Genomic DNA, 26,736 nt, shown 5'->3' with positions numbered 1-26,736 from the left:
GAAATGAAACGCAGACACACGCACCAGAAAGATTTAATACTCAGTGCCATTGAAGGTCCGGGCTGCCATCGCACCGCAGACGAAGTGCTGGCAGAAGTTCAAAAGACGGACCGGGGCATCGGTCTGGCAACGGTGTATCGCAATCTGAACCTCTTTGTTCAGGAAGGAAGGATTCAGAAGATCTCGGGCGAAGGCTGGAGCTACTATGACGGCAACCCCAAGCCCCACGATCATCTGCACTGCCGCTGCTGCGGGAGGATCTTTGATTACAGAGCCCCCTATGATGCGGCGATGGATCGCGCTGCCGAGGAATTCACCGGCGGAAAGATCGAGTTCCATTCCACGACTTACGAAGGAATATGCAAGGATTGTCTCATGAAGGAAGACCCTGAAGGGTCAAAGGAGAAGAATTGATATGAAGTACAGATGCACAGTTTGCGGTCACATTTACGATGAAGAAAAAGAAGGCGTGAAGTTTGCAGATCTGCCTGATACATGGGTATGCCCGACCTGCAAGCAGCCGAAGTCCAAGTTCGTTCCGGTTGATGAATCCAAGAAGGAATGGGCTGCTGAACACGTTCTGGGCGTAGCGAAGGACGTTCCGGAAGACATCAAGAATGATCTGCGTGCAAACTTTGAAGGTGAGTGCTCCGAAGTCGGCATGTATCTGGCTATGAGCCGCGTCGCTTTCCGCGAAGGCTATGCTGAAATCGGCATGTATTATGAGAAGGCCGCCTACGAGGAGGCCAACCACGCTGCCCGCTTCGCTGAGCTGCTTGGTGAAGTTGTAACGGATTCGACCAAGAAGAATCTTGAGATGCGTGTTGAAGCCGAATATGGTGCTACCGAAGGCAAGACGGATCTTGCCAAGCGTGCCAAGGCTCTCAACCTCGATGCAATCCATGACACGGTTCATGAGATGGCCCGTGACGAAGCACGCCATGGCAAGGCATTTGAAGGCCTGCTGAAGCGTTATTTCGGCGAGTAAGCTGTACTTTCATCCGAATGCAGGGTCTGTTGAAAACAGATCCTGCTTTTTGTTTAGTCCTTCTGCGTTAACGCATGGTATAGTCTGCGGTAAAGGATGGATACTGTATATGAATGCTCTGATCGAACTGCGCCACAGTGTGCGCCAATATCTGATTAAGCCGATTGAAGCCTATAAGCGGGATGTGCTTGATCAGCTTGCTGCATCAATCAACGAACAATCCGGTCTCCATATTCAGATCTGCTATGACGAACCGGACTGCTTCAATACCGCACTTGCCCACTATGGCAAATTCACCAACGTCAACAATTACATTGCCATCGTCGGCCCCAAAGGCAAGGAAGCCGAAGAACAGGGCGGCTACTATGGCGAACAGCTCGTACTCAAGGCGCAGGAAATCGGTCTCAACACCTGCTGGGTCGCTCTGACACACGGAAAGACGAAAGCCGCCATCAATAAAAACGAGCGCCTGATCATCGTCATTGCGCTCGGATACGGTGCCGTCAAAGGCATTCCGCATCATTCCAGAACCATTCAGGAAATTTCCGATTACAGTCCATCCATGCCGGAATGGTATAGAGACGGCCTCGAAGCCGCCCTGCTGGCTCCCACCGCCGTCAACCAGCAGAAGTTCTACTTCACATTCAACAGCGGCTCTCCTGCCGTGCGCATCAAAGGCATCGGCGCATGCACGCACATCGATCTTGGCATTGTCCGCTATCACTTCGAACTCGAATCGCATCATCCTGCAGCCTGAGACTGCAGGATTTTTTTGCCCCGATCCTCATTCGATTTCCGTTTCCCTGCCCGCCTCGGCAATGACCGTCGCAAACGTCAGCTGTGGCATGCACTTAAGCAGATCCTGATGAATCCGCTCCAGCGCCGCAAGACGCAGATCAACACTTGTATTCGCATTGCCCGCAATCACAAACAGAACATTCTGCGTATCATCATCGATCTTATAGAACGTTGAATCACGGGTACCGAGCCAGGTAATGATTCCCTGATCATCGCGATAGACATAATCTGTCTCAGCCACGTGTTTCGTATTTCCTCCGATGGAGGTGAACGTATCTTCTTTACCGCTGATCATAAAGCGCAGTGTACCCGTAATCTTATCCGCATCATGGCCGCCGATCGCAACACCGGAAATCAGCGTCTCCAGATTATAAATATCGACGACTGTATTAATATGCGGCAGGCTTCCTCTGCGTTTGATGCTGGCAAGAAAGTCCGGCACCGTCGGCGGATTTTTTTTGATGCTGCGGTTGCAGGAGGTTACAAGATTCTCGTACCCCTGCGTAATCGGATCGTTAAGAATCCAGTCCTTCTTCCCATCGAGCACTTCCTGCTCAACATTCTTGATCTTCGCTTCCACTTCCGGATCGAGCGGCGCCTTCACCTGTACATTGCCTGCTTTGGCAATGACAACCTTTTCGATGCCATGGCTGACCAGGTTTTCATCCACAAAAATCTTCATCATCACGCTCCGCTTAAAGATGCAGCTCTTCCACCGCTTTCTTAAACGTTTCCAGGTCGACCGACGTTCGCCCGCTGACAATCTTCGGGCTGCCGCCGCCAGAGCAATTCAGAGCCGGCTTCAGGATCTCAAGGATCTCTCTTGCCCTGCCTTCCCCGGAAACAATCGCAAAGTCAATCGCATCGTTTGCCGCAAAAAGAATCTTCGTATCCGTGCAGACACGCATCAAAGCCTGCGATAGAGGACGCAGACGATCGCTGTCCACACCGCTAAGTTCGATGATCTTTTCCGGCTTTGCGGCATAGTCTTTTGCTTCATAATCCATCAATGCGCGGGTCAGATCATTGATCTGCTTCTTATACTCTTTGTTCGCTGCCGTTACGGCCGCTGCCTTCTCTTCCAGTTCTTCGGTACTTGTTGAAAGCACCTGGGCAAGGCGATTCAGCTGCTTATAATACTGAACCAGCCGCCAGCGCGTCACATTGCCCGCCGTAAAGTAAACTCTTACAGTTGATTTGGAACGGTGTTCCCAGTCAAGCAGAACAAAGGAGCCAATCTCACCGGTATGATTCAGATGTGGCGTACCGCATGGCTGTTCATCGAGCCCTTCAATTTCCACAATCCGCACAGTTTCAAACTTACGATATTCCGGATCCGGATAATCCGACCCCTTCACATAATGGAAATGGACAGGCGCATCTTTGCGGATGGCTTCGTTGATATAGTCTTGCAGTTCCTGCCAGTCCCGGGGCGAAATCTCAGCCACATCGAGATCATAGTATTCATTGTCTTCGCTGCAGCCTGTTGAAGTAATCAGCATTCCCTTTCTGCGGTAATAACTGTCAAGAATATGCAGAGCCGTCTGCGGAACTGTATGGGCATAGCGCATTTCAAAATCAACCTTCATGACAATCGGATCCTGCAGAGGGGTTCCCTCCACATGATGCCAGAGCGTTTCACCTTCCCATTTCAGGCCGTCCACCTTCTGCCCGTTGATCGTACCGGAATCGGACGGCATTCCGCCTTTATCGCCATAAAATACAGTATCGTTGAATGCATACCAGTCATCCTTCACATCACGGATGGTCGTTGTACACTCTGTACGCGTATAGTCATCGTAACTTCCTGAATCATCCGGCTGCGCCTTGGGCAGCTGAGATACTGCCTGTCTGCTTTCCTCTGCTTTGTTTTGCTGTGGAACCTCTTCGCGCAGAACAACCTCGGGATGCTGATGGTCAACGATCGCTTTTGCAAGCACCTTGGCGCCAAGGTATTTTGGCAGCAGCTCTGCAAGTTCATCCAGAGCCTTCTGAAGATCTTCCAGACGATCCTCTTCCACACATTCCATGGCGACAAACTCATTGGTTGTATGATCATTCACCTGCGTTCTCTGTCCATCGCGCCAGTTCCAGCAGCGGCAGACGACGCCGGCATCATCGCGATAGGCAATCTCGCCTTTCAGCGGCGGATCCGCTTCGGTTTCCCCGATCGGAAGAAAATCCTCCGTCCCATCCATTACCCCCAGGTGAAGATCGCCAACGAACGCATCCATATTCTCAACACCAATCGGAAAGGCATATTTTAGGGAAACAGCATTTGTAAGATCCACGGAGGGTGCGATCGAGCCGACCGGCTTTCCGTGCAGAACACGTTTCAACAGATTTTCCAGCGCGCATCTTGCGCCTTTTTTGGTTGGAAACTTCTGATATGCCTGGCGCCATACCTGAACAACCGGATTTTCCGAAATCGTTTCATTGGGAACATACTTTACAGCTTCCTGATTCGCTTCCGTAAGGATATCTGCGATTTCCTTCATTTCTTCATCGCTGAGCTGTGCCGTCTCATCGACATCGCTCAGGGATAGTACGGCAATACGTGCCTCTGGAAAAATCTTCCAAAACGAATCATCCACGATGAACTTCTGCATACATATTCTCCTTTTCTGTACTTATCGAGGCATTGGTTTTGATCCGGCCTCGCAGTTATTTATCACCAGCATCGGCATTATTTTCTACCGACATTTGGCTTTGCTTTGCGCTTTTTGCGGACATGGATTTCTGTTCCGTCTTTATGCTGGAGGGTGACATTGTCACGAAACTCCGTCGGATTCATGCCCTCAAACTTATAGAAGTTGAGGTTGAATGTTTTCACATTGCTGTATCCGACCGATACAGCAATATCAATCACCGGGTTTGTTGTTGAAACGAGCAGTTCCGCAGCTTTATTGATACGGACAAAGTTCAGCAGGGTTTCAAAGTTTTTCTCCGAATAGTAAAGAAGTGCCCGGTTCATCTCTGCAACCGAAATCCCATATTTCGATGCGGTTTGAATTGCCGTCAGATCCTCATGGTCATAGTTGTTGTAAATATAGTTTGTAATCGAAAAAGCAACATTCCGTGAATCGCGGGAATAGGATGTTTCCACCTTGCTGTAAATACGCCGGTAGCGGATTGGCGTAACGCCGACTTTGGCGACAAAATGCTTGGACAGATGCGAAGCATCGACAAAGCCTAAAAGGCTGGCAATCTCATCCAGCTGCAGATCCGTATAAATCAGATAATCGGAAGCCTTCTCGATCCGGATGGCATTCAACAATTTCGAGTAACTTGTACCCGTCAGCTCTCGGAGATACTTGGACAAGGATGACTCCGACAGATAAAATACATCGGCAATCTTGGCCAGCGACAGCTTCTCTGAAGAATGCGCATAGATATAGCTCAGTATCGAATCATTTCCCGGAACCGTGCTTTTCTCCGTCTGGCCATTACCATTTGACTGACGAATAAAACGATAATACAGAATCATCAGTTCAATAATTTTGTTGCTGGTATACAAATACCCCAATGGCTTTTTAGGGATATGTTCCAGGGTACTGGCGACACCAAGCTCCCCTTTCAGCTGATCCAGAATGTTTTCCATCTCTTCTGCCTGCAGAGAATCCAGCTGCAGCACCGGTTGCATATTCAGATATCCCAGCATGTCGCTGCCATTATCTTCAAGCGAAACCATATGACTTAACAGATTTTTGATGTACTGATAGTCATAGACGATTTTGATCAGCTGCAGCGTCGATTCCACAGCGGTAATATCTGTGATCATCCATGGGCTGATCGCGACAATGGTATGCGCTTTAATTTCATACTCAGTTCCGTCGATGACCATGGTCCCTTTCCCATTTTTAAAATAGAGGAACCTGGCCGCCTGGTGCATCAGTGCTTTCGTAGGCGCCTCGATTGCCTCATAGTCAAAGGAGCAAAGTGAGGAGGGATCAACATCCGAAATGGAGCTGTCCTGCATGGAAGCCTGTTTAATCATATGGAAAAAATTCTCCTTCTATTTTAACCGATCCAAGGAGAGAAAACAGGCGGCAATTCCGAAGAATGCCGCCTGTCCGTGTTTGAACCACGATGCTCAGCTGAGAATGATCATGCAGACGGTAAGAACAACACCGACCGCAACGCCGAGGATGAGAAGAAGCTTTCTCGCCCACTTCAGCCATACGTCGTACGGAATTCTTGCCAGAGCAAGGCCGCCCATGATGAATCCGCAGGTCGGCGTAAAGAGGTTGACGAGACCATTTGCCGCAACGTTGCACATAATGGATGTTTCAACAGACCAGTTCATACCGGCAACGATCGGGGAAACGATCGGCGAAGAAAGTGCCGCCAGACCGGACGATGAAGGAACCAGGAAGCTGAGACCGATATGGAGCAGATAGTCCAGGAAGCCGAACAGACCTGCAGGCATACCGGACGTAGCCAGAGCATTGACCGATGCCTCAACGATCCAGGAGCCAAGACCTGTTTCACTCATCAGAACCGTCGTAGCACGTGCCAGAGCGATGACAAGGTTAACAGCAATCATGTCGCCGATACCGGAAATGATCGTGCTGGAAAGCTTAGAACGATCGGGCATGCCAATCAGGCCGATGATAATTCCCATTAATACAAACCAGGTAGCCGCATCATCGAACCACCAATCGCCAAGCTGGCTGCCTGTAAGGAATCCGGTCCATCCCATGGCATTGTATGCCCCTTCATTCAGAGATCCCCAAGGAATGAAGCCAAGAATCATTACTACAAACGTGATTGCAAAAATCCAGAGACAGGTCTTCTGACGGCTGGTCAGAGCTTCGTCTGTGCTGATTTCTGTAGAGTGGCCGTAAGCTGCTTTGCATGTATTCAGCTGATCTGCAGTCAGAATCGAGCCCTTGGTCGCCATGACATGCTTCGCATATTTCGTTACAAATAAAGCGGAAATCAAATATGTGCCAAGCCACAGAATGACGCCTTCCGCATAGAGGGTGCCCATGTTGACTTCAACGCCGACGGAACGTGCCGCATCAACAGCCGCTCCTGTCGCAAACGGGTTGATTGTCGAACCCAGAACGCCAGTACCGGCGCCAAGCAGAACTGTCGCCGCACCAACGATCGGATCCATTCCGGCAGCGGTCATTGTCGCTGCAAGAAGGATGTAGAAGCCGACGGTCTCTTCACCCATACCATAGGTGGTACCGCCGATCGAGAACAGGAACATGAGGATCCAGATCAGTCTTGTTTCCTTGCCATGCAGCTTCTTTACCAGCTGATGGATGCCCGCTTCCAGAGCGCCGGTCGCATTGACCAGAGCAAGGAATGCGCCAAGGCAGAATACGAATCCGATGACATCGCCGGCATTATGGAAGCCTGCGATCGGTGCCATTAAAATCTGGCTGAAGGTAGCGGCAGTGACAACCCCCGTCTCACCATCTGCGGTCGTGTACGTTTTGCCTGCGCAGATCCATGTCACAACAGCCACGAACAGAAGGACAAGCAGCAATATACCAAATGTGCCTAGTCTTCTCTTCTTATGTTCAGTATTACTCATAATTATCTCTATCTCCTGGAATGGAATCAGTCTTTCGTAATGACTGTTCCTGTTTTACCCTCAAGTGCTTCCGCGGCACGGGACAGTGAAGTAATCAATGCCGTACCACCATTTGAATTGCTTTCAACAAACGCCAGGCAGGATTCAACCTTCGGCAGCATACTGCCTTTGGCAAACTGATTCTCCTCAATATACCTGCGTGCCTGTGCCGCATTCATGGTTTCGAGTTCTTTTTGATCCGGCTTGTTGAAATTAATGCAGACACGATCAACCGCCGTCAGAATGATCAGCTTATCGGCATGAATCGTATCCGCAAGCAGAGCGCTGGAGCGATCCTTGTCAATTACCGCTGCGACGCCCTTGAGACCATGTTCCGTCTCAACCACCGGGATGCCGCCGCCGCCTGCGCAGATCACAATGTCACCTGCGTCAACGAGCTGACGGATCATATTCAATTCAACAATCCGGTGCGGGATTGGTGAAGGAACGACACGGCGCCAGCCGCGTCCTGCATCTTCGACGAATGTGAACCCTTTTTCTGCCGCAATCTTGTCTGCTTCTTCCTTTGTATAGAAGCTGCCTACCGGCTTGGTCGGATGCTGGAATCCGGGGTCATCCTCAGATACAACAATCTGGGTAACGACGGTTGCACAATCCTTCTTAATGCCGCGCGCAGCAAGTTCCTGCTGAATGGCCTGCTGCAGATGATAGCCGATGTAGCCCTGGCTCATTGCGCCGCATTCCGGGAATGGCATATACGGTGTTCCGCCGCCCTTGGCAGAAGAGAATTCCATGGCAAGATTGATCATGCCGACCTGGGGACCGTTTCCGTGGCTGACAATAACTTCATATCCAGCCGCAACCAGATCAACTATGGTCTTTGCCGTATGTCTGACCAGTTCAAGCTGCTCTTCGGGGGTCTTGCCTAAGGCATTCCCCCCGAGAGCAACAACAATACGTTCCGACATTGGGATCACTTCAGAGTTGCATACATCACGGCCTTGATTGTATGCATACGGTTTTCAGCCTCCTGGAACTGACGTGCCTGGTGTCCAAGGAACACATCGTCCGTTACTTCCATGGCTTCGAGACCATACTTCTGGTAGATGTCTTCGCCGATCGTGGTGTTTCTGTCATGGAAGCTCGGCAGGCAGTGCTCAAAGATCGCTGTCGGCTTTGCCATTGCCATTACTTCCTTGTTCACCTGGTACGGACGGAGAAGTTCAATTCTCTTGCCCCAGAGTTCCGCCGGCTCGCCCATGGATACCCAGATATCCGTATAGAGGATGTCGGCATCCTTTGCGCCTTCCTTCACGTCGTTGGTCAGCGTAATTTCTGCGCCGGTTTCCTTTGCGATTTCACGGCACTTGTCAACAAGCTCCTTCTTCGGCATGTTTTCTTCCGGTCCGCAGGCGCAGAAGTGCATGCCAAGCTTAGCGCAGACAACCATCAGGGAATTGGCAACATTGTTTCTTGCATCACCGAAGAAGGTCAGCTTCCGTCCACGGACATCGCCGAACTCTTCCTTCGCTGTCATGATGTCAGCGAGCATCTGGGTCGGATGGAAATCATCCGTCAGACCATTCCATACCGGGACACCGGAATACTTTGCCAGTTCTTCAACAACGCTCTGCTTGTAGCCACGGTACTCGATGCCGTCAAACATGCGGCCCAGAACCTTCGCGGTATCTTCCAGAGACTCTTTGTTTCCCATCTGGGAAGACTTGGAATCCAGGAATGTGACACCCATGCCGAGATCTCTTGCGCCGACTTCAAATGCGCATCTTGTTCTGGTCGATGTTTTTTCGAACAGCAGAACAACCTGTTTCCCCTTCAGATAGCTGTGGTCAACACCATTTCTCTTCAGGTTCTTGAATTCAATCGCGAGATCGATCATGTAATTGATCTCTTCCGGCGTGAAGTCAAGCAGGGTCAGAAAGCTTCTTCCACAAATATTTACGCCCATAAAATTTTCTCCTTTAGGGTTTCCTTTGGATGTATTGTCAGTCGGCACGTACCAGCGGCATGGACATGCATCTTGGGCCGCCTCTGCCTCTGGACAGCTCTGCACTCGGAATGGTCAGGACATTGACGCCATGGTCACGCAGAACCTTGTTGGTGACGGTATTACGCTCGTAGACAACAACTTTATTCGGTGCAATTGCCAATGTGTTGGAGCCATCATTCCACTGCTCACGCTGCGCTGCGATCATATCGCCGCCGCCGCACTGGATTAATTCAACCTCATCCTGCTTCGTGTACTTGCAAAGGACATCATGCAGCGTAGAATCGATCTCACGAACATTCATGCGGTGTCCATTGGTGCCCGGTGTAATCTCATAAACCTTCAGTGGTCCAAGGATTTCCGGATGAACGGTGTACTTGTTGTAATCAATTGCTGTAAATACCGTATCCAGGTGCATGAAGGCTCGGGATTCTGGAATCGCAAAGGCAAGGACGGTACGGATCTTGCATTCCGGATCACGGAACAGATGTACCGCAAGAACTTCGAGTGCTTCCGGTGTTGTGCGCTGGGAAATACCGACCGCCAGCGTATCAGCCGTCAGATTCAGAATATCGCCGCCCTCAATATGGAAGTTGGCATTCCGGTTCATGTAGAACGGTGTGCCGATGTAATCCGGATGATACTTGAAGATGTAATCCGCATAGATTGTTTCGCGGTTGCGGGTCGGGAAGGTCATCTTGTTCAGTGAGATGCCGCGGCCGATGGATCCGAACGGGTCCCGGGTGAAATACAGATTCGGCATCGGGTCAACGATGAGCTTCTGCGGATCCGAGGTCAGGTCAACAAGAGAATGGTTATTATCGATGTCATAGCACTCTTTCAGGTTGATGCCTTCCATCGTCTTCAGGACAAGATCCTTGCCCTTGAAGTTACTGGTCAGATACTCATACAGTTTCTTCTGCCACTTTTCTGTATGAATGCCGCCTTCTTCAAGCCACTGCATCAGGAAGGGCTGTGTAACTTCCGGATGAAGCTTGAGAACCTCTGTCATGAGGTCTTCCAGATAAACGACTTCGACGCCGTTATCGCGAAGCAGCTGGGCAAATGTGTCATGTTCCTTTTGAGCTACTTCAAGGTAAGGAATGTCATCAAAAAGCAGTCTTTCCATGGTTGCCGGGGTAAGATTGAGAAGTTCATTTCCCGGTCGATGAAGAAGCACCTTCTTCAGAGGCGCCACTTCGCTGTGAACGTTAATACCTTTCATTTTCATCTCCATCTAATTATGTGAGCGATACTAACTTGCGCGCAGACTTGTAACCGCTTTCACTATGATCAGCATATATCCCATCTGTATTCTATGTCGGAATTTATCAATGGATATAATTGTATATTTCTGTCTTTTCAATATTGCGCATTTTTCATCCTGTTCCCCAGCCTTAACTTCCTGCATGTTGATATGCACACCAGCAAAAAAAGCAAAAAAAAAGGCTTATTTATCGTATTGATTTACTTTTTACAATTCAATGGCCGAAGCATATGGCAAAAGTTCTTCTTAATAACATGCAATCAATGTTCCCTGTTATCCATCTCTAAAATTGTATTTTTTTACTTTTCAAGCTGTATATTCTTCCAGCTGTCCGCAAAAAACCGCCCGCGCATAACACACGCCAGGCGGTTTCACAGGAAGATTATAGATTCAGAAATTACATCTTGTCCGGTGCCGAAACGCCGACAAGATCAAGTGCGTTTTTCAGCGTAATGGAAGCGGCTGTAATCAGAGCGAGACGCTGGTTTGTCAGCTGTGGATCTTCCGGATTGTTGACACGGCTGCTGTTGTAGTAGCTGTGGAACACTTTAACAAACGACTGAATGTACTCCGTAATGCGATTTGGTTTCCGGTTTGCGGCCGCCGTTGCGACTTCATTCGGGAACTCGCTCATCATCTTCAGCATCTGCAATTCCTTCGGATCATTCAAACGATCGTAATTCTCTTCTTTGTGCAGCGAAGGAATCTCCGGATTGTTCAAAATCGAATGCATACGGCTGTAAGCATACTGCGCATAATAGACCGGGTTGTCATTGGACTTTGTGCGGGCAAGTTTCAGATCAAAATCCATCTGCGTCGATACATCCTTGGAAACGAAGAACCATCTGACCGCATCGACACCGACATCTTCGCACAGCTCGCGCAGCGTAATGGCGTTGCCAGTGCGCTTGCTCATCTTCACTTCTTTGCCGTCTTCGACCATGCGTACCATCTGAATCAGATCAACAGTCAGTGTGCCCTTGGGATAACCAAGCGCAGTCAGTGCGCACTGCATACGTGTGATGTAGCTGTGGTGGTCCGCTCCCCAAAGGTCAACCAGGTACGGATAGCCTCTTTCGACTTTATAAACGTGGTTGGCAATATCCGGTGTAAGGTACGACAGGGTGCCATCGCTCTTGCGCAGAACGCGGTCTTTGTCATCGCCGTATTCTGTGCTCCTGAACCAGAGGGCTCCATCCTTCTCATAGGTGAGGCCCATCTCCTTCATCCGATCGAGGCAGGCCTTAATTCTTTCGCTGTTATTCTGATAGAAGAATGTCTCATGGCACCAGCTGGTAATGTGGCAGCGGAACAGTTCCAGATCATTCTTAATCTTTTCCAGTTCGCGATCAATGCCCTGCTGTTTGAAGTATGCAAGTCGCTCATCCGGATCCGCGTCCAGCCACTTATCACCGTCAGCTTTGGCAATGTCAATGGCGATCTGCTTTACGTCTTCCGCATGATAACCGTTTTCCGGCAATGGATATTCTTTGCCGAAATATTCAAAATAGCGGGAGATCAGCGACTCTCCGAGCATGACAATCTGGTTGCCGGCATCATTGACATAATACTCTCTCAAAACATCATAGCCGGACTTTTCCATCAGACGGCAGATGCAGTCGCCCCAGGCGGCGTTGCGGGCATGTCCGCAATGGAGGTCTCCGGTCGGATTGGCGGATACCCATTCGACGAGATATTTCTTTCCTTTGCCCGTATTGTTTTTGCCATAATCATCTGCGGCGTCAATGATCTGATTAATCACGGAAGACAGAGAGCTCTCCGAAATACGGAAATTGATAAAGCCGGGGTTGGCCACTTCAACGCTGGAAACCTCTGGCAGTTCAGCTTTCAACTCTTCAACAAGTCCCTGGGCAATGACGGCCGGGCTCTTATGCAGGGTTTTTGCAAGGCGCATAGCGACCGACGTCGAATAATCCCCCATCTTGGGATTTTTCGGTATTTCAACAATCAGCAGTTTCTCATCAATGTCGATGTCATAAACTTTCTTGATGGCGTTCTTTGCTGCTTCAAAAATCCTGGTCGAATAATCGCTCATATCCTCTTCCTCCGCTAGGGTTGAAAAAAGCCCTTTTCAGGGCTGCGTTTTCAGTGCGCCGAACAGGAGTCGAACCCGCAACCTTTTGATTCGTAGTCAAATGCTCTATCCAGTTGAGCTATCGGCGCATATTCACTTTTAATAACCTTGATTCGATTATCATATTATCAAATCATGCATTCAGAAACAATGTTTCCAAAGGACATGCCAGATAATATTGCTGGTTTATACAATATTTTCCTGTACTTTTTACCAGATGATACAGTTTCGGAATTTCTTCTTCTATTCTTACACGATATCCGCCATAAACATCATCTTTGCGAATCGGTTCAATTGACTTCAGAAGAAATATAACCTCATCCTCCTTATCGATAGCGATTATTTCTTCAAAGGCTTTCCTGATCTTATCCTCTGTTAATGGAAGATCACGAAGTGTTGTATCAAGATCCATCGTCGCCCTTGTATCCAGGCCAACAATTGCCGCAACCAGCATGCCACCTTTTACAACAAACTTATCCCTATACACAGAATCCGATAATCTTGCAAGCAGACGTTCGAACATAAGATTCTGAAGAACAACCTGCGCAGCCATATGATTTACCTTGGCATAATTGTTGATTCTTCCTTTTAAACTCATCGCTTTCGTACTCATAGCAGAAACTCCAGATATGTCCTGATTTTGTCCTCTGCATGAAAAATCTGTCCGTATTCTGCCAGCAGATTCAGATCCTTCTTATCGTATGCCACATAACTTCTGATGAAATTCAGAACGGTATCTTCATCCATACGATTTCGATCCCGCAGCACATCGCAGACACAGCGCTCCGCGTTATAGCATCTGACCGCATTTCCAAATGTAGTCTTTTCTTCCGTCAGCCCAATCGAATGAAGTTCTGGTTTTACATAATAGCATTTGCACTCATCCTTCAATGAGTTCGGCAAAGAAGTATCAGAAGGAATTGTTACAGAATGCTGAAAAGGCGTCCGATCCGATAATCCCAGCAGAAAGATTGCGGTTTCATGAGAGAAAATGATCTTCTCCGATCTCAGCATCATCGTATACATATCATCATGACTTTTCCCAGCAAGGATATAAACACCCTGCCGCACTCGCTCCATCAGACCTTCCCTCACATACTTTGGAAGCAGTGCCTTGGAAAACCCCAGTTCTATGACCTGCTTTGTCGTTATGATGTTGTGATTTTCCTTTATCTTTTTCATAACAATTGGATTGATCGGCACGGATATCTCCTTTCCAAATAGCGTTTACTTTTATATCGATACTGTGCCACATTTCGATTCAATTGTCTACTATGCCTTCTGAGACTGCTATGTCGTCAGCTTCCGCAATACTTCTTCAATATCCCCGTCAATGCACACGGCCCTGTCCGCAATCTCCTTTGTGCAGTACGCCTCGCCCTTGTTAATGCAGGCATAGAAAGCCTTCGGATTCTCTTTTGTGTACTGCCAGAAGGGGTACTTTATGATGATCGGGGTATTTTGTTTATTGCGCGCCAGTGAGACATTTGTCGCGTTGTGCTGCCTCTTCCAATAACTTGTTATTTCTGCGGAATCCCGATGCGTACAGAGAACCACCATTCTCATCGCCAATATTCCCAATGAACCGATAGTAAATATCCACCCGCATGGTAATTTGACCATCTATTACCTCTTTCTCATGAACCACAACTTTTTCTATTAGTGTGTTTAGAAGTTCTTCGGTAAGTTCAGTGATGTTAACATACGGCTCAATCATTTCAACAAAACGTTCCGTTGCCAAGTTCTCTTTTTTCCTATCCAGAAGTGTGTTCTGCAGTTCAGCAAATTTTGCCTTTAGGTCCTTCTGCTCCTTCTCGTAATCAGCCGACATAACCATGAACCGCTCATCGTTAATTACACCAAACACTCTGTCCTCATAGAGCTTTTTGAGTATGGCATCCAGTTCTTCAATCCTCTTCTGGCATTTCGCAAGTTCTCTTTGGTTTGCATCCGTTTCTCCGTCACTATTTCTCATCGACAGTTCTCTGAGATGCTCTGCGTATTTTTCCTTATCCTCAGCTGCAAGAGCAGCATGCTTTCGAATATCTGTCAGCAGAATTTCTTCGACCTGTTCTATAGTGATGTAGTGCTTGGAGCATTCCTTTCCGCCATAGCGGCGGTGCAAATTGCAGCAAAAGTATCCCTTGGATGTCCTTCCCTTACGTGCTGAGAATACCATTCTGGTATTGCATCCTCCGCAGATCAGTAAGCCACGGTAAATATTGTTACTATTTGCCCATGATGCAGGTTTCTTAATACGGATCCGTTCCTGAACGGTATCGAAAGTTTCCTGATCTACAAGTGCCTCATGTGTGTTCTCGACTGTAACCCATTCTTCTTCCGGTTTTTCAACGATCCGCTTATCTTTGAAAGATTTTGTCGTATACCGCTGACTGACAAGCTTTCCAAGATATATCGGATTGCTCAGGATGTTGTATACGGTAGTCTTTCCCCAAGCATATGGATGCTTGACTGTATAATTGGTTACGTACTTCCCGTATTGATCTTTCAGAAATGCTCTGGGCGTCGGAATCTTTTCCTGCTCAAGCTGTTTGGCAATATGGAAGCATGTCACTCCATTAAGCGCCATAGAAAACATGCGTTTCACGATAGGTGCATGATCATCAGGAATAAGGTGATGCCTGTCATCGGGATCTTTCATATATCCATAGGCTGGATAACCTCCTGTATATTCGCCGTTAATCGCTTTGGTATGAAAAGCGGAACGGACTTTACGGCTGCAGTCTTTTGCATACCACTCATTGATGATGTTCTTAAACGGAGCAAATTCATTGTCACCGCCATTCGTATCAACGTTATCGTTAATAGCAATAAAGCGTGTCTTATACTCGGGGAAGATGACTTCGATAAAATAGCCTGTCTGCAAGTAGTCTCTTCCCAAGCGGGAAAGATCCTTCACGCAGATCGTCGAAACCTTTCCATCCTTCACTAATCCCAGCAAACGCTGAAAATCAGGTCTGTTGAAATTCGTTCCGGAATACCCGTCATCCACAAAGAACTGGCAGTTTGCAAGCCCTTGTTCTTTTGCATACTGCGTCAGCATTTTCTTCTGTGTTGAAATACTTGAACTGTCTCCGCTAAACTCATCATCTCTGCTGAGTCTGCAGTATAGTGCTGTAATCCTTATCTGTTGTTTTATTTCCATATCGATCCTTTCCAAACAACAGATTCAGACCTTCGTACAAGACTACTATACTGCCTGCTGTTTCTTAAAAGAAGGATCTCGATGCATTATTCGCATCCTTCCATGAGCACTTTGTTCTCAAGCATCTGCAGAATCATTTCTGGTGCTGTCTGCTTAGCTGTATGATGAGAATGTGCAGAAACATGAAAGACAACCTTCCCGATTTTCTTCGTATATGTTTCCGATATTTTGATGCCTTGCGGTTTGCCATTGTTCTCCACGTTGGAGTCAGTAATGCCACTAATTATTTTTTTCATATTGTTCTCCAAAACTCTGTTATTTCTACGGTGCTTCAGCACATTCCGGAACATAGAATCCAAGATGTTCCTTCACAGCTTCTGCTGTTGCTTCAAGATCCCGTTTGCTCAATGTGCCAAGGTAGGAAATCATCCTTCCTTTGTCTATCGTATCTATCTGTTCTCCAAGCACCATTGACCGCTTCCGCAGAAATCTTGCATCCTGCAGCACGTAATGTGACGGTAAGTGCTGTTTCTTGATGGTTCCTGTCAGCGGTACCATTGTGACGGTCGGGGAGTAAATACAGCCAGCATCATTTTGCAATACAATGACTGGTCTGATTCCTCCCTGTTCCGATCCATATGGGCAGCCCAGTCTTGCCAGATAGACATCTCCCTGATGAAATTCTCTTTCTATTTTCATGTCTCACCTGTTGCTGCTTTCTATGTAAAGGGGCTGTAACAGTTGAATGACTGTTATGGCTCCTTTTTCGGCGGTCTGATGTTAAAGAAGTTCAAGAAAGTTGAAATCCATGTTGATTAAATACATGCTTGCATGTATAATTAAGGTATGAAAAATGCTGATCTTGTTTTCGAAGGACCCGATCAGCGCACTTATTATAACGCTGTTCAGCTGGCCCTGCCTCTTAATCTCTTTATCAAAGTGCCTCAGGATGACACCCTTTATTCGTTTCTCGGTGCGGTGAAAGGAGTGAACTTCAGCCGTTATGTGAAACCAATCCGTTCGAATAACTCCCGCAGTCATGACAGAGGTATGCTCGTTAAAGTCATTCTCTTTGCCTACATGAATCGCATTTATTCCCTGGAAGATATCGTCCAGCACTGTCGGACCGATATCCGGTTCATCTATCTCTCTAATCAGGAAATGCCCAGTAAAATGGCCTTTTCGCGTGTGATGAATCAGCTCACTGAATCCATTGACAGCCTCATGAAGGATCTCAACCTGGATATTATCAACGAGACTGGAATTGATCCGAACACTCAGTTCGTAGATGGCACGAAGATCGAGGCGAATGCGTACAAGAATTCCTTTGTTTATAAGAAACGAATTCTGAATGCACGTGCAGATCTCTTCCGCGATATTACCAAAGCGGTCACCTCACTGAATCTCGCTTATGGGTACTATTACGAAACCAAAGTGAGATACTCTGCTTTGGAAATATGGTTCATCGTTCAGTATCTGATGGATGTCATGGTTCATGAAAACATTCAAATTCAGTACGGAAAAGGAAAGCGCAAGTCAGACATTCAGAAGCGGTATGATCTTCTGCTTGGCTACGCAATACGGCTCAGCGGCTATGAGACCTGGCTTTCTATCATTGGTGACAGGAACAGCTGCTCAAAGACGGATCATGATGCGACCTTCATGGCTACCAAATGGGATTATTACAACCGTTCCGGTGTAACACGCCCCTGCTATAACTGCCAGATCGCCGTTTCAGAGGGATTCATTGTAAACAGCGATATCTATCAGACGCCTGGAGATACGGTCACCTGGGAACCATTTATGGAGCGATTCCACAGCTTATACGGTTATTATCCCAGGGATCCGACGGCTGATGCCGGATATGGAGGTTATGACAATTATCTGTATAACATCCGGCATGGAATAAATCTGGTTCAGAAGTTCCCGATGTACGGCAAGGAACACGACAGAATGTTCAGGAAGAATCACCCATTTAATACATTCAACTGGGGTGTTGATAAAGATGGCTATCGGATCTGTCCGAATGGAAGAAAGTTCGATCATTATGACGGAGACAGAAGTTCAATTTCACGGGCAGGAAATCTGACCATTCTGCAGAATTATTCAGAGCCAAAACATTGCGAAGGCTGTCCACTGAGAGACAAATGTATACCGAAGTACAACAAGCGTGGATATCGTCAGAACAGCGTGAATGTTGTGGGTGAAGAGCTGAAAGCGGAAGCCAGAAAACAGCTGGATTCAGAGAAAGGAATCGAACTGAAAACCAAGCGCAGCGAGCAGGCGGAAGGTGCCTTCGGAGTGATTAAGGAAGACATGAGATTTACCCGATTCCATAGAAGAGGAATGAAAAACGTAAAAATGGAATTTCTTCTGGTAATCATGGGATACAATCTCCGCAAATATCACCACTGGCGTCTGACTGTGAAGAAGCCAGAGCAGAATTCACTGATGAACTAAAGCGAAAGACAGTAAGAAATTTTCATGGAACTAACAAAGATGTTTTTAATGCGTGCTGATTTGATACCGTCAGCCGCTTTTTCATATTGCCGGAGAATGAATGCTCGAGCACTATCATTCACCATGCAAGAAAAGGGGCCGTAGCAGCCTGAGCAGATTCTAAATATGCTCAAACTGTTACAGTCCCCCAGACATTCATTTTTCTCTGCCAATTTGTCCTCAACACCCCGGCAGCGGGAAATCATCAGGCGTCCGGGTGCTCCCGGCTCCATGGGCCTCTCACCCCTCCCAGGATCTCTGCGAGCTGCTCTCATTGCGTTATCCCGGTTTCACCCAGGGCTGTGACTGAACAGAAGTATCATTGTCCCCATGCGTTTCATGGCCGTACCGGAAGCGATCCGGCATATATGAACAGCGCATTTCTCGCTCCCCGATAAAGGATCATGGCGTGCGGTTCAACTGGCTGGCGTGGTTTCGCCTCCACCCGCATGGGAATGTACCTGATGAATGTATATTCAGTTGTCAAAGAGCAGTTTTTTCTCAGAACAGATCTTATCTGTTCTGAGAAAAGCTTAACTTGGATCAACTGCTCTTTCGAGGGCGCAACACAGCCTATCGGCAGGCAGTAATTAGGTGCATCACAGTTTCTCCTCAATCTCGATCAGCTCCTGAATGAGGAACCGGAGACGCTTTTTGAATTGATGATTAGCCCGCTCCCTGCCAAGAATCAGGAAATCGAGACTGACATTGAAGTACTCAGAAAGGTCGATCAAGAGATCAATAGAATAACAATGTACGCCACGCTCTGCCTTACTCATATGGCTGTGGCTGTAGTTCAGCTCATTGGCTAATTTCTCGATCGTTAAACCGCGACGTTTACGCAAATCTCGGACTCTTATTCCGATTTCGTTTTGATTGAAATACATAAAAAATTCACTCCTGTTCGTTAGATTTGCAAATCGCGATTGCAAGAAAATCTTAACGAACGGGAGTGATATGTATTGTTATATGTATTGTCGTTTTATTTGCACAATCCGGAAAAACGGAACGGCTGTTCCGCTTCATCGGTGCGCCGTTCCGCTTTAGCGGAACGCTAGTTAAAGGGACGGGTTCCGCATATTCTTGCCATTAAATTGTAGTCTGAATGCTCTGTTGACCAATCGGTCCAGACAGGCATCTGCGTAAGTGTTGTCCTTGAACAGCTCATACCATGAGGAGACTGGAAGCTGCGATATCACAATAATGGATTTTCTTCCTTCTCTGGCGTCTATCAGTTCAAAGAGATTTCTGCACTTATCTGGATCGAGGTCCATGAGTCCAAAGTCGTCCAGCACAACCAGATCCAGCTTTACTAGTTTGGATATGTATTCCAGGTGAGTCTTCTCAAGATCCGCCTTTTCAAGTTCGTATATGAGCGTGCTGGTTTTACTATAGCGAACGGTCTTGAACTGTCGTAACGCACATATGCACAACGCATTGGCAATGTATGATTTACCGCTGCCGGAGGCCCCTGTAACGAGAAGGTTTCTTCCTTCCTCAATCCAGGAACACTTGGACAGGCGTTCAATAGTATCGGTATCCAGCTGACGGGCGGGATCATAAATAGCGTCGTCAAGGTCAGCTTCAGGATATCGGAGAGTGGCTTTCTTGATGAAGCGGTTGAGCTTCTTGTTATATCTAAGATTCCACTCAGCGTTGATAATGCCGTTCAAGCGTTCATCAAATGAAACAAGGTCGTGATTAGGGTCATTATTCTGACGCTCAAGTTCATCAGCCATGCCCGATAGCTTCATGTGTCTTAACTTCATGCAAAGCTCTTCAGTACTTTCAAGGATTCTGCGGTCGGTCATTTGTAGAAGTCCTTTCCACGGATGTTTTTATGTTCCGGAAGAGAATCTCCAGAAGGCCTGCCTCCGTTATTCAGAATGTCATTAAGAATTCTCTTGAAGTATGAATACTTACAGCTGTTAAGCTCTATGCATTTGCGTGCAGCCATATTGACAATAACCTTTGATTTTCCGTCGCACATGTGAAGAATGCCGTTGCACGAATTGTAACTCTGCTCTTCGTGCTTGGAGCTATGGAGGACGGTATCAATCAGTGTAAACATATCCTTTCCGATCGCCGATGCCCATCTGCGATAATAATCACCATCATGCATGTTTACTTCTTTATAGAAGCGGTGCTCTGGCGACATATGCTCATCGTTAGTGATGTATTTCGGAAATTTCTTGTAAGATCTTGGGTGAGTGCAGAGAAGTCTGTTGTTTTCATCACAGATCCGAATTTCTGTCATAGTGGCCTTCAAAATGGCTGGCCTGTTATAGTACGTGTACAATACAGAGTAGTAGTGGCCATCATATGGTAAGTGATAGTTTGCTGGGATATGATCAAACGCTACATAGTCGCAGGTTGTGAAGGCACCGTCGGAAAGTTTCTTCATCTGCGGCTTATCGTAGAGCTCGAACATCTCTTTACGGGAATGTTCCCAACCAGTTGGCTTCCTGTCATTGATGTCCGCTATTATCTTTTTACAGGCCTCATTGGCGCTGGCAAAGCTGCTGTAAACATTCTCCTTCAGTTTTTCCAAAAGCCATGTTTCAAGAAGTTGAACATGTTTTTCCACAGTTGGTTTTCCTTTTGGCTTATAGGCGGGCGGTGGGAGAATAATGGTGTCATAGAAACTCTCAAGATCCTGATAAGTGCTGTTAATAAGCAGAACATCCTTTGTGTGCTTGGTAACCGCTGTAGCCGCATTATCAGGGACTAAATATTTCGGAACCGCATCATAGAATGCCAGGGCATCATTAGTGCCTTTCATAAAGTTCGGCAGCTGCTCGTCAGGAAACAGTTCGGCGAATAGATAGCTGCTCACTCCAACCGTCGTGACGAACACATGAACTTTCTGAAGCTCACCTGATTCTGGATTCATAATGATTTCCGGTTGGTCACCGACCCAGTCGATAAATACCTTCTCACCAGGGATACGTTCGACAGCCATGGAGACATCCTGGCTTCCGAAGTTTTGCTCGACATAGCGGTGGTAGTATTCCGCAAATTGCGAATATTGATAGCCGTTGGGATTGTCCTGCTTATACTCGGTCCAGAGGAAGAACAGGTTGGCTTTACTTCCTTTCTCCATAAGACGTTCATGGATCTTCTTGAAGTCAGGCAGCGGAACATCTTTGCGCCGTTTTTCATCCGGTGGATAGAACGCCTGGACAACCTTTTGGGGATCCATTTTCTCCAGGTCTGTCAAGGATAAGCCAAGGTCCTGGTATCTGGCCATGAGCAGGGTGATAGTACTGTTTCCGACCTTGAAGCGATCGTGGCATTGCCGGTATGAGAGACCCTGCTGTCTCATACGGATAATGCCCATAATGGCAGTGTAGTTTTGCATTGTAATCTCCTTTCATCAAACTACATAACCATAATAAAAGGCGCACCGTTAAAGCGACACGCCCGCACCGTCAACTCAACATAAATGCACCGGTTTTAGCGGAAGACATGTACCGACGAACCAGAATTTGCAGTTTTATTGTCGCACAAAGATAACGTGTGACCGGAGAGTACTTTCTTCTGTCATATTTTTGTCGCATATCAGGTAGCAATTACGAACCTTCCCGGTTCATATCTTTCTCCAAGCAGCTTACTAAGGTCCTTGATTGCAGGAGTACAGAGGTATCTTATCGCCATACGGAATTCACGCATAGCAAGGTCATACTTCTGCTGCTCTTCCATAGAGATGATCATCCAGTAGTAAAGATGCAAATTTCTTGGATGATGCCGTAATGCTATGGCGCATTGCTCATGAATCTCAGTATAATCCTGCCTCTTTTCAAGCAGTTCTAATAGTTCCTTCATGACATCCATGAATTTTTCACTGTAATGAAATATTGTCGACATTAACCAGTGCGAATCCTTTGCTGGCGGAAACACATCTTGCCGGTACATTTTGACAATTTCTTCCAAAACACGGATTTTTTCATTTGGATCTGTTACGTGCCTGACTGTTAAACACAATCGGTCAAAAGACTCTATGTCAACCTTGATATTCAACTCAGGGTTTAGCCGATACCCAGATGCGGTGGTAATGATGAACTCTTTGTCAGAGAAGATATCCCCATACTCCTGACGAAACCGGTAGATATAATGACGAATGTTATTGCAGAAGTTATCAGCTTCTTCAAAATCGTCAAACAAGGTATTGGCGATTGTAGAAGGCGCACAAGCACGGTCACGATGAAGAGCAAGATAAACGATCACCGACGCGATCTGCATCCGATTAATGCTCTCGCTCTTTATCACTCCATGCGCGGTGACAATATTCAGCCCGCCGAACAAATTGATGCAGACATCATCTTCTTTCTCGATGCAAGGAGCAACGGCTTGATGCTTGCATGATTCTATCAGTCGGAATTCCCGGAACTCACACGAGGCAATATATGCTGAGAGCTTCAACAGATCCGGAATTTGAACAAACTTGGTAGGGTTTCTTACGACCACAAAGCCCGTAGCGCCTTTGTAATATGGCGCAGCTATCACAGACTGAACATGCAATCTTTGATAATGATGGGCTTCTTCTACTGTAACTGGATCAATCTCTGGTATACAAAGCGTCTGCTCCTCCTGCAATGCCTTGGTCCACGTGGGATATTCCGAAACGATTTCAAAGTCATAAAAGTTTGTCTGCGTCATACCACCTGTCTTGGCAGAATACCACCAATATGGTGCCCAAACGCCGACATTTTGGGAGATATCAAGAACACCACACCAATCACCGCCATAATACTCGCAGGTCAGTTTAAGAACCTTCAGAATGATCTCTTTTGGATCAAGATCACGGCGAAATTCCTGTTCAAGTTGGACCATCATATGATCCAACTCAATGGCAGCCCTCACTTGTTCATTATCGAACTGTTCAGTGTCTGCAGAAGCTTGCGAATTCTTCAGCATAGTGTTTACCCCCTATTTGCTTTTATAAAAAAGCGCAAGGTCATACTGGAAGTATCATCATCCCGAGTACGCGTCCTTGCGATTTATACTTTGCTGTAAAGGTCAAGGCTGCTGTTACAGTCCATTTCCCCCTGAATACCCACAACCGGTTTATTACTTTTGCATCCCAGCTTTCATTTCAATATTCCGGCAAAGTCACCTCGTTTCTCACGATGCAAGAAAATGTGTGCTCCACGAAACTTAATCAAAAATTTTTATCAAGAACTTCTGCACGCTGAAGAAGGTCTGACGCAGAAACCTTAAGAACATCGGCTATTGAATATAAGCAGTCAACAGAGAAATTTCGAATCTTCCCAGGTGCTTCAATCTCGCTGATAGTCGATCTGCTTATACCAGATTTTTCAGCAAGCTCTTCCTGGCTCATTCCGGCAATCTTTCTACAGGTCGAAATTGCAAGTCCAAGATTAACAAGCCGATCTCGATTCTTGAAAGATACTTCTTTTGCAATTCCCGCCTAAGTGAGGCCAATCGTTCCGGACTTGGGACCCACTAATTCCGGTTGTGAGAGGCCATCACAACCGGCAGGTGAGTCCACCCTCTTGTCATTGAACTATAGTGAGTGTCGTATGGAATGCCCATGCGGCATTTTCATACTAGACAGGAGGGCATGCAAAATGCCGTATTATCTTGAGATCGCAAGACTGCGGTCTCTCAACTACTCCCAGAGGAAGATTGCCTCGACAATCCATTGTCGCCGCGATTCTGTCTCTGGCGTTTTCAAGACCATGGATGCCTATCAACTCACTTATGAGAAGATGAAGAACATCCCTACTGAACAGCTGGAGGATCTGTTTAACCCTCGTGCAAAGAGTAAGACTGTATATGCGCAGCCGGATTACGAAGCTCTTTCCAAGGAGCTTGTCGCACCGGGTATGACGGTTAAACAGCTGTGGAAGGAGTACAGTGACAGCTGTCTTCTGCAGCACCAGGTGCCTTATCAGCACACGCAGTTTGAACTGTATTTCTCCAAATACCTTGCAGAGAACAACTATTCCGAAATCATCCAGCATAAAGCCGGAGAACGTTGTGAACTCGACTGGGTTGGTGACCGCCCCTCATGGACTGATCCAGAAACCGGTGAGATCATCAAAGGCTATATCTTCGTCGGCGTACTGACATTCAGCGACTACGGATATGCCGAAGCCACCTCAGACATGAAGGAAAGCACTTGGATCCGCTGTGTTGAGCACATGTTTGAGTACTTTGGTGGAGTAACACCGCTTACCGTGATCGACAATCTGAAGACCGGCGTTATCTCTCACCCCTGGGGTGATGAGGCTGTTCTGAACAAGAGCTTCACAGCCATGGCTGATTACTACGGTACTTCCATCTTTGCGGGGAAGGTAAAGTCGCCTCATGCGAAGCCTTCCGTAGAATCATTCGTACGGATGATTGAACGCACAATGTTCAAGATGAGGAACTACCAATTCTTCAGTCCCGAGGACTACAACATTCAGCTCCGCAAGGAACTGGATGAAATCAACACAAACCCGTTCACCAATAAATCCGGAAGCCGTGCAGAGCTGTTCGATAAGTTTGAAAAGCCGCTTCTTCTCACGCTTCCATCCAAGCCCTATGAACCGTTCGAGTACGCAAAGGCTAAGGTGAACAACAACTACCATGTCAGCCATGGCAGGAACTATTACTCCGTTCCATACAAGATGTGTAAGATCGGCGATACGGTAACGCTCAGGATTTACCCCGACAGGATTGAGATCTTTGACAAGGATGACAAGCAGCAGTTCTGTGTCCACAGGCGCTTCAGGAAGAATCAGATCGGTCAGTATGACACTGATCCCGCCCATATGCCACCCAGCAGAACAGGAGACTGGAATAAGGAAAGATTCCTCAGATGGTCATGGACTCTTGGACCGAATGTCCATGAGCTGGTTCAGCAGATCTTCAATGGTGGACGACCGGAACAGGTATATTACGATAAGGTTCACGCGATACTAAAAATAGCAGACACTACTGAAGCCGCCAAACTTGATCGTGCCTGCCGCCGCTGTATAGATAAGTCCATCAATCCAACGACTAGGAATATTAAAGCGTTAATTGAAGCAGATGTAAAAGAGGAAGAGCTTAAAGCCAAGAATAATGCCGATGAAAATGCATGGCTGAGAGGAGACAGCTACTATGCCGAGAAGAAGCAGTGATCCAATGATTACGGATACGCTTCACCAGCTCCGTTCCCTCAAGCTCAATGCCATGGCTGATGAGCTGACACATATCATTGCAAGCCCTGGCAATCAGAACATCACCACTTCTGAGCTTCTCAGCAGGATCGTTGACGCTGAATATCGGAAGAAAAGTGAAACCAGAATCAAGGGTTTGATTAAGCGAGCAGGCTTCAATAACCCATCGGCTTCATTGGATCAGATCGATTACGACCAGGACAGGAAAATCAATAGGAATATCATCGATCAGCTCCATACCAATGAGTACATCCAACAGCACAGGAACGTGATCATTGAGGGCCCTACCGGAGCAGGAAAGTCCTTTATCAGCCAGGCATTGGGTGTCAATGCATGCCAGTCTGGCTATCATGTCAGGTACTACGGTATGTTCGATCTTATGACGGACCTGTCAATCAATGAAGAATCAGCTGAGAAGATGAAGTTGTTTATTAAGTCATTGGCCAAGCCAGATGTACTGATCATCGATGACTTCATGATGACTAATATCTTCACAGAAGCACAGGATTATCTTCTGAAGATCCTTGATCAGCGTAGCCAGCGTAAGACAACTATCGTAAGCTCACAGCTGATGGAGGTTTCCTGGAAGCACCGCTTGACTGATCAGGCAATCGGCGAGGCCATCATTGACCGTCTTGTGCATAATGCATTCAAGCTGAATATCGAAGGCAAGGATATGCGTGAGAAGTATAACTGAGCCTATGGGGACATCAGTAAGGAAGTCATGATATAGCGGTTCCGTCTCATCTCAGGCCTGCGGCCTTCGGGCTTCGGCTTTCCCACAATTGTGTCCACAGCCGGAAAGCACGGCTATGGACAAAATATGGAAAAGCTCGCTGCGCGACCCCTATTCGCAGAATGCAACCCAACAAGGAATCGCAACTGAACTGGGAATACATATGAAAGGGATGATAGTTGGACAATAAAGAAGCTACCGTTAAAAGCAACGATTACTGAACAGAGTAGAAATATGAGATGATACGGGCCACCTTCACAGGTGGCCCCACATGTCGGAATCACTGGTTCCGAAATTCCGGATCGGTGGACTCAAGCTACCGGATTATCCGGCCTCAAACGTCCGGCATTTGCACTTTCATTATCGTCTACGCCGCCCTCCTTTCTTTGATGTCTAACTGTTATGTAATGGCCGATGTCAAGTGATAAATTAAGGTGCTCTGAAAAAACTTCTGTTGGTATG

24 protein-coding genes and 1 tRNA gene are annotated in these 26,736 nt (G+C 47.1%); 6 read left to right on the top strand and 19 right to left on the bottom strand.

The features are described 5' to 3' along the window. Positions 1-3 precede the first annotated feature (3 nt). The 3 genes from C1714_RS06325 (at position 4) to C1714_RS06315 (ending at position 1,745) form a co-directional block, all read left to right on the top strand. Positions 4-414: a Fur family transcriptional regulator gene (locus C1714_RS06325; RefSeq protein WP_102342390.1), complete on the top strand. Its 411-nt coding sequence runs from the start codon at positions 4-6 to the stop codon at positions 412-414. A 1-nt stretch (position 415) separates the two neighbouring features. Continuing rightward, positions 416-988: a ferritin family protein gene (locus tag C1714_RS06320; RefSeq protein ID WP_102342389.1), complete on the top strand. Its 573-nt coding sequence runs from the start codon at positions 416-418 to the stop codon at positions 986-988. Positions 989-1,097: 109 nt separating this feature from the next. Further along, positions 1,098-1,745: a nitroreductase family protein gene (locus C1714_RS06315; RefSeq protein WP_245305064.1), complete on the top strand. Its 648-nt coding sequence runs from the start codon at positions 1,098-1,100 to the stop codon at positions 1,743-1,745. Positions 1,746-1,772: 27 nt separating this feature from the next. On the opposite strand, the gene C1714_RS06310 is transcribed toward C1714_RS06315, so the two are convergent. The 14 genes from C1714_RS06310 to C1714_RS06240 all read right to left on the bottom strand — a co-directional run bounded on the left by C1714_RS06310 (position 1,773) and on the right by C1714_RS06240 (position 16,566). Further along, complete coding sequence (locus tag C1714_RS06310; RefSeq protein ID WP_102343162.1) at positions 1,773-2,468, bottom strand: B3/B4 domain-containing protein; 696 nt, start codon at positions 2,466-2,468, stop codon at positions 1,773-1,775. A 13-nt stretch (positions 2,469-2,481) separates the two neighbouring features. Continuing rightward, entirely contained in the window at positions 2,482-4,395 is a 1,914-nt protein-coding gene (locus C1714_RS06305; protein WP_102342388.1) for a phenylalanine--tRNA ligase beta subunit-related protein, read from the bottom strand. A gap of 77 nt (positions 4,396-4,472) precedes the next feature. Continuing rightward, a complete protein-coding gene (locus C1714_RS06300; RefSeq protein ID WP_102342387.1) occupies positions 4,473-5,783 on the bottom strand; it encodes a helix-turn-helix domain-containing protein in 1,311 nt (436 codons plus the stop codon). Positions 5,784-5,879: 96 nt separating this feature from the next. Continuing rightward, positions 5,880-7,334 carry a YfcC family protein gene (locus C1714_RS06295; RefSeq protein WP_102342386.1) on the bottom strand — a complete coding sequence of 485 codons (1,455 nt, stop codon included), beginning with the start codon at positions 7,332-7,334 and terminating at the stop codon, positions 5,880-5,882. A gap of 26 nt (positions 7,335-7,360) precedes the next feature. Continuing rightward, positions 7,361-8,302: a carbamate kinase gene (gene arcC, locus C1714_RS06290; protein WP_102342385.1), complete on the bottom strand. Its 942-nt coding sequence runs from the start codon at positions 8,300-8,302 to the stop codon at positions 7,361-7,363. A 5-nt stretch (positions 8,303-8,307) separates the two neighbouring features. Next, the gene (gene argF, locus C1714_RS06285; RefSeq protein ID WP_102342384.1) at positions 8,308-9,300 is read right to left on the bottom strand and encodes an ornithine carbamoyltransferase; all 993 of its coding nucleotides are present in this window, start codon (positions 9,298-9,300) and stop codon (positions 8,308-8,310) included. Between the two features lie 37 nt (positions 9,301-9,337). Continuing rightward, on the bottom strand, positions 9,338-10,564 hold the full coding sequence (gene arcA, locus C1714_RS06280) for an arginine deiminase (protein ID WP_102342383.1): 1,227 nt from the start codon (positions 10,562-10,564) through the stop codon (positions 9,338-9,340). 439 nt (positions 10,565-11,003) lie between these two features. Next, on the bottom strand, positions 11,004-12,662 hold the full coding sequence (argS, locus tag C1714_RS06275) for an arginine--tRNA ligase (RefSeq protein ID WP_102342382.1): 1,659 nt from the start codon (positions 12,660-12,662) through the stop codon (positions 11,004-11,006). A 54-nt stretch (positions 12,663-12,716) separates the two neighbouring features. Beyond that, positions 12,717-12,790 (bottom strand) — tRNA-Arg (locus C1714_RS06270). A 44-nt stretch (positions 12,791-12,834) separates the two neighbouring features. Next, positions 12,835-13,314 (bottom strand): nucleotidyl transferase AbiEii/AbiGii toxin family protein, encoded by a 480-nt coding sequence (locus tag C1714_RS06265; protein WP_102342381.1) that lies wholly within the window; start codon positions 13,312-13,314, stop codon positions 12,835-12,837. Then, positions 13,311-13,883, bottom strand: coding sequence for a type IV toxin-antitoxin system AbiEi family antitoxin domain-containing protein (locus C1714_RS06260; RefSeq protein ID WP_102342380.1), 573 nt, complete (start codon positions 13,881-13,883; stop codon positions 13,311-13,313). Before C1714_RS06260 ends, C1714_RS06265 begins: the two co-directional genes overlap by 4 nt. A gap of 283 nt (positions 13,884-14,166) precedes the next feature. After that, entirely contained in the window at positions 14,167-15,867 is a 1,701-nt protein-coding gene (locus C1714_RS06250; RefSeq protein ID WP_102342378.1) for a recombinase family protein, read from the bottom strand. Positions 15,868-15,953: 86 nt separating this feature from the next. Next, entirely contained in the window at positions 15,954-16,163 is a 210-nt protein-coding gene (locus C1714_RS06245) for a hypothetical protein (protein ID WP_102342377.1), read from the bottom strand. Positions 16,164-16,188: 25 nt separating this feature from the next. Next, positions 16,189-16,566 (bottom strand): type II toxin-antitoxin system PemK/MazF family toxin, encoded by a 378-nt coding sequence (locus C1714_RS06240; protein ID WP_102342376.1) that lies wholly within the window; start codon positions 16,564-16,566, stop codon positions 16,189-16,191. 147 nt (positions 16,567-16,713) lie between these two features. Between C1714_RS06240 and C1714_RS06235 the strand changes: the two genes are divergently transcribed. Beyond that, a complete protein-coding gene (locus tag C1714_RS06235; protein WP_102341520.1) occupies positions 16,714-18,327 on the top strand; it encodes a transposase in 1,614 nt (537 codons plus the stop codon). A gap of 638 nt (positions 18,328-18,965) precedes the next feature. Here the strand turns inward: C1714_RS06235 and C1714_RS06225 are convergent. From C1714_RS06225 to C1714_RS06205, 5 genes are all read right to left on the bottom strand, one after another. Then, positions 18,966-19,253 (bottom strand): helix-turn-helix domain-containing protein, encoded by a 288-nt coding sequence (locus C1714_RS06225; RefSeq protein WP_102342374.1) that lies wholly within the window; start codon positions 19,251-19,253, stop codon positions 18,966-18,968. 171 nt (positions 19,254-19,424) lie between these two features. Further along, on the bottom strand, positions 19,425-20,135 hold the full coding sequence (istB, locus tag C1714_RS06220) for an IS21-like element helper ATPase IstB (protein WP_280951994.1): 711 nt from the start codon (positions 20,133-20,135) through the stop codon (positions 19,425-19,427). 38 nt (positions 20,136-20,173) lie between these two features. Continuing rightward, entirely contained in the window at positions 20,174-21,727 is a 1,554-nt protein-coding gene (gene istA, locus C1714_RS06215; protein WP_102342372.1) for an IS21 family transposase, read from the bottom strand. 200 nt (positions 21,728-21,927) lie between these two features. Then, positions 21,928-23,283, bottom strand: coding sequence for an AfsR/SARP family transcriptional regulator (locus C1714_RS06210; protein ID WP_102342371.1), 1,356 nt, complete (start codon positions 23,281-23,283; stop codon positions 21,928-21,930). A gap of 244 nt (positions 23,284-23,527) precedes the next feature. After that, entirely contained in the window at positions 23,528-23,734 is a 207-nt protein-coding gene (locus C1714_RS06205; protein WP_280952013.1) for a helix-turn-helix domain-containing protein, read from the bottom strand. Positions 23,735-23,957: 223 nt separating this feature from the next. On the opposite strand from C1714_RS06205, the gene istA (C1714_RS06200) reads away from it, so the two are divergent. After that, positions 23,958-25,499, top strand: coding sequence for an IS21 family transposase (gene istA, locus C1714_RS06200; RefSeq protein ID WP_167849950.1), 1,542 nt, complete (start codon positions 23,958-23,960; stop codon positions 25,497-25,499). Continuing rightward, positions 25,480-26,235, top strand: a complete 756-nt coding sequence (gene istB, locus C1714_RS06195) for an IS21-like element helper ATPase IstB (protein ID WP_102342368.1) — start codon at positions 25,480-25,482, stop codon at positions 26,233-26,235. The genes istA (C1714_RS06200) and istB (C1714_RS06195) overlap by 20 nt, the downstream gene beginning before the upstream one ends. The last annotated feature ends 501 nt before the right edge of the window (positions 26,236-26,736 follow it).

Source organism: Galactobacillus timonensis (assembly GCF_900240265.1).
In the GTDB taxonomy this organism is placed as follows: domain Bacteria; phylum Bacillota_I; class Bacilli_A; order Erysipelotrichales; family Erysipelotrichaceae; genus Bulleidia; species Bulleidia timonensis.
Note: the sequence above shows the minus strand (reverse complement) of the source record. Positions and strands in the feature narration are given on the sequence as shown.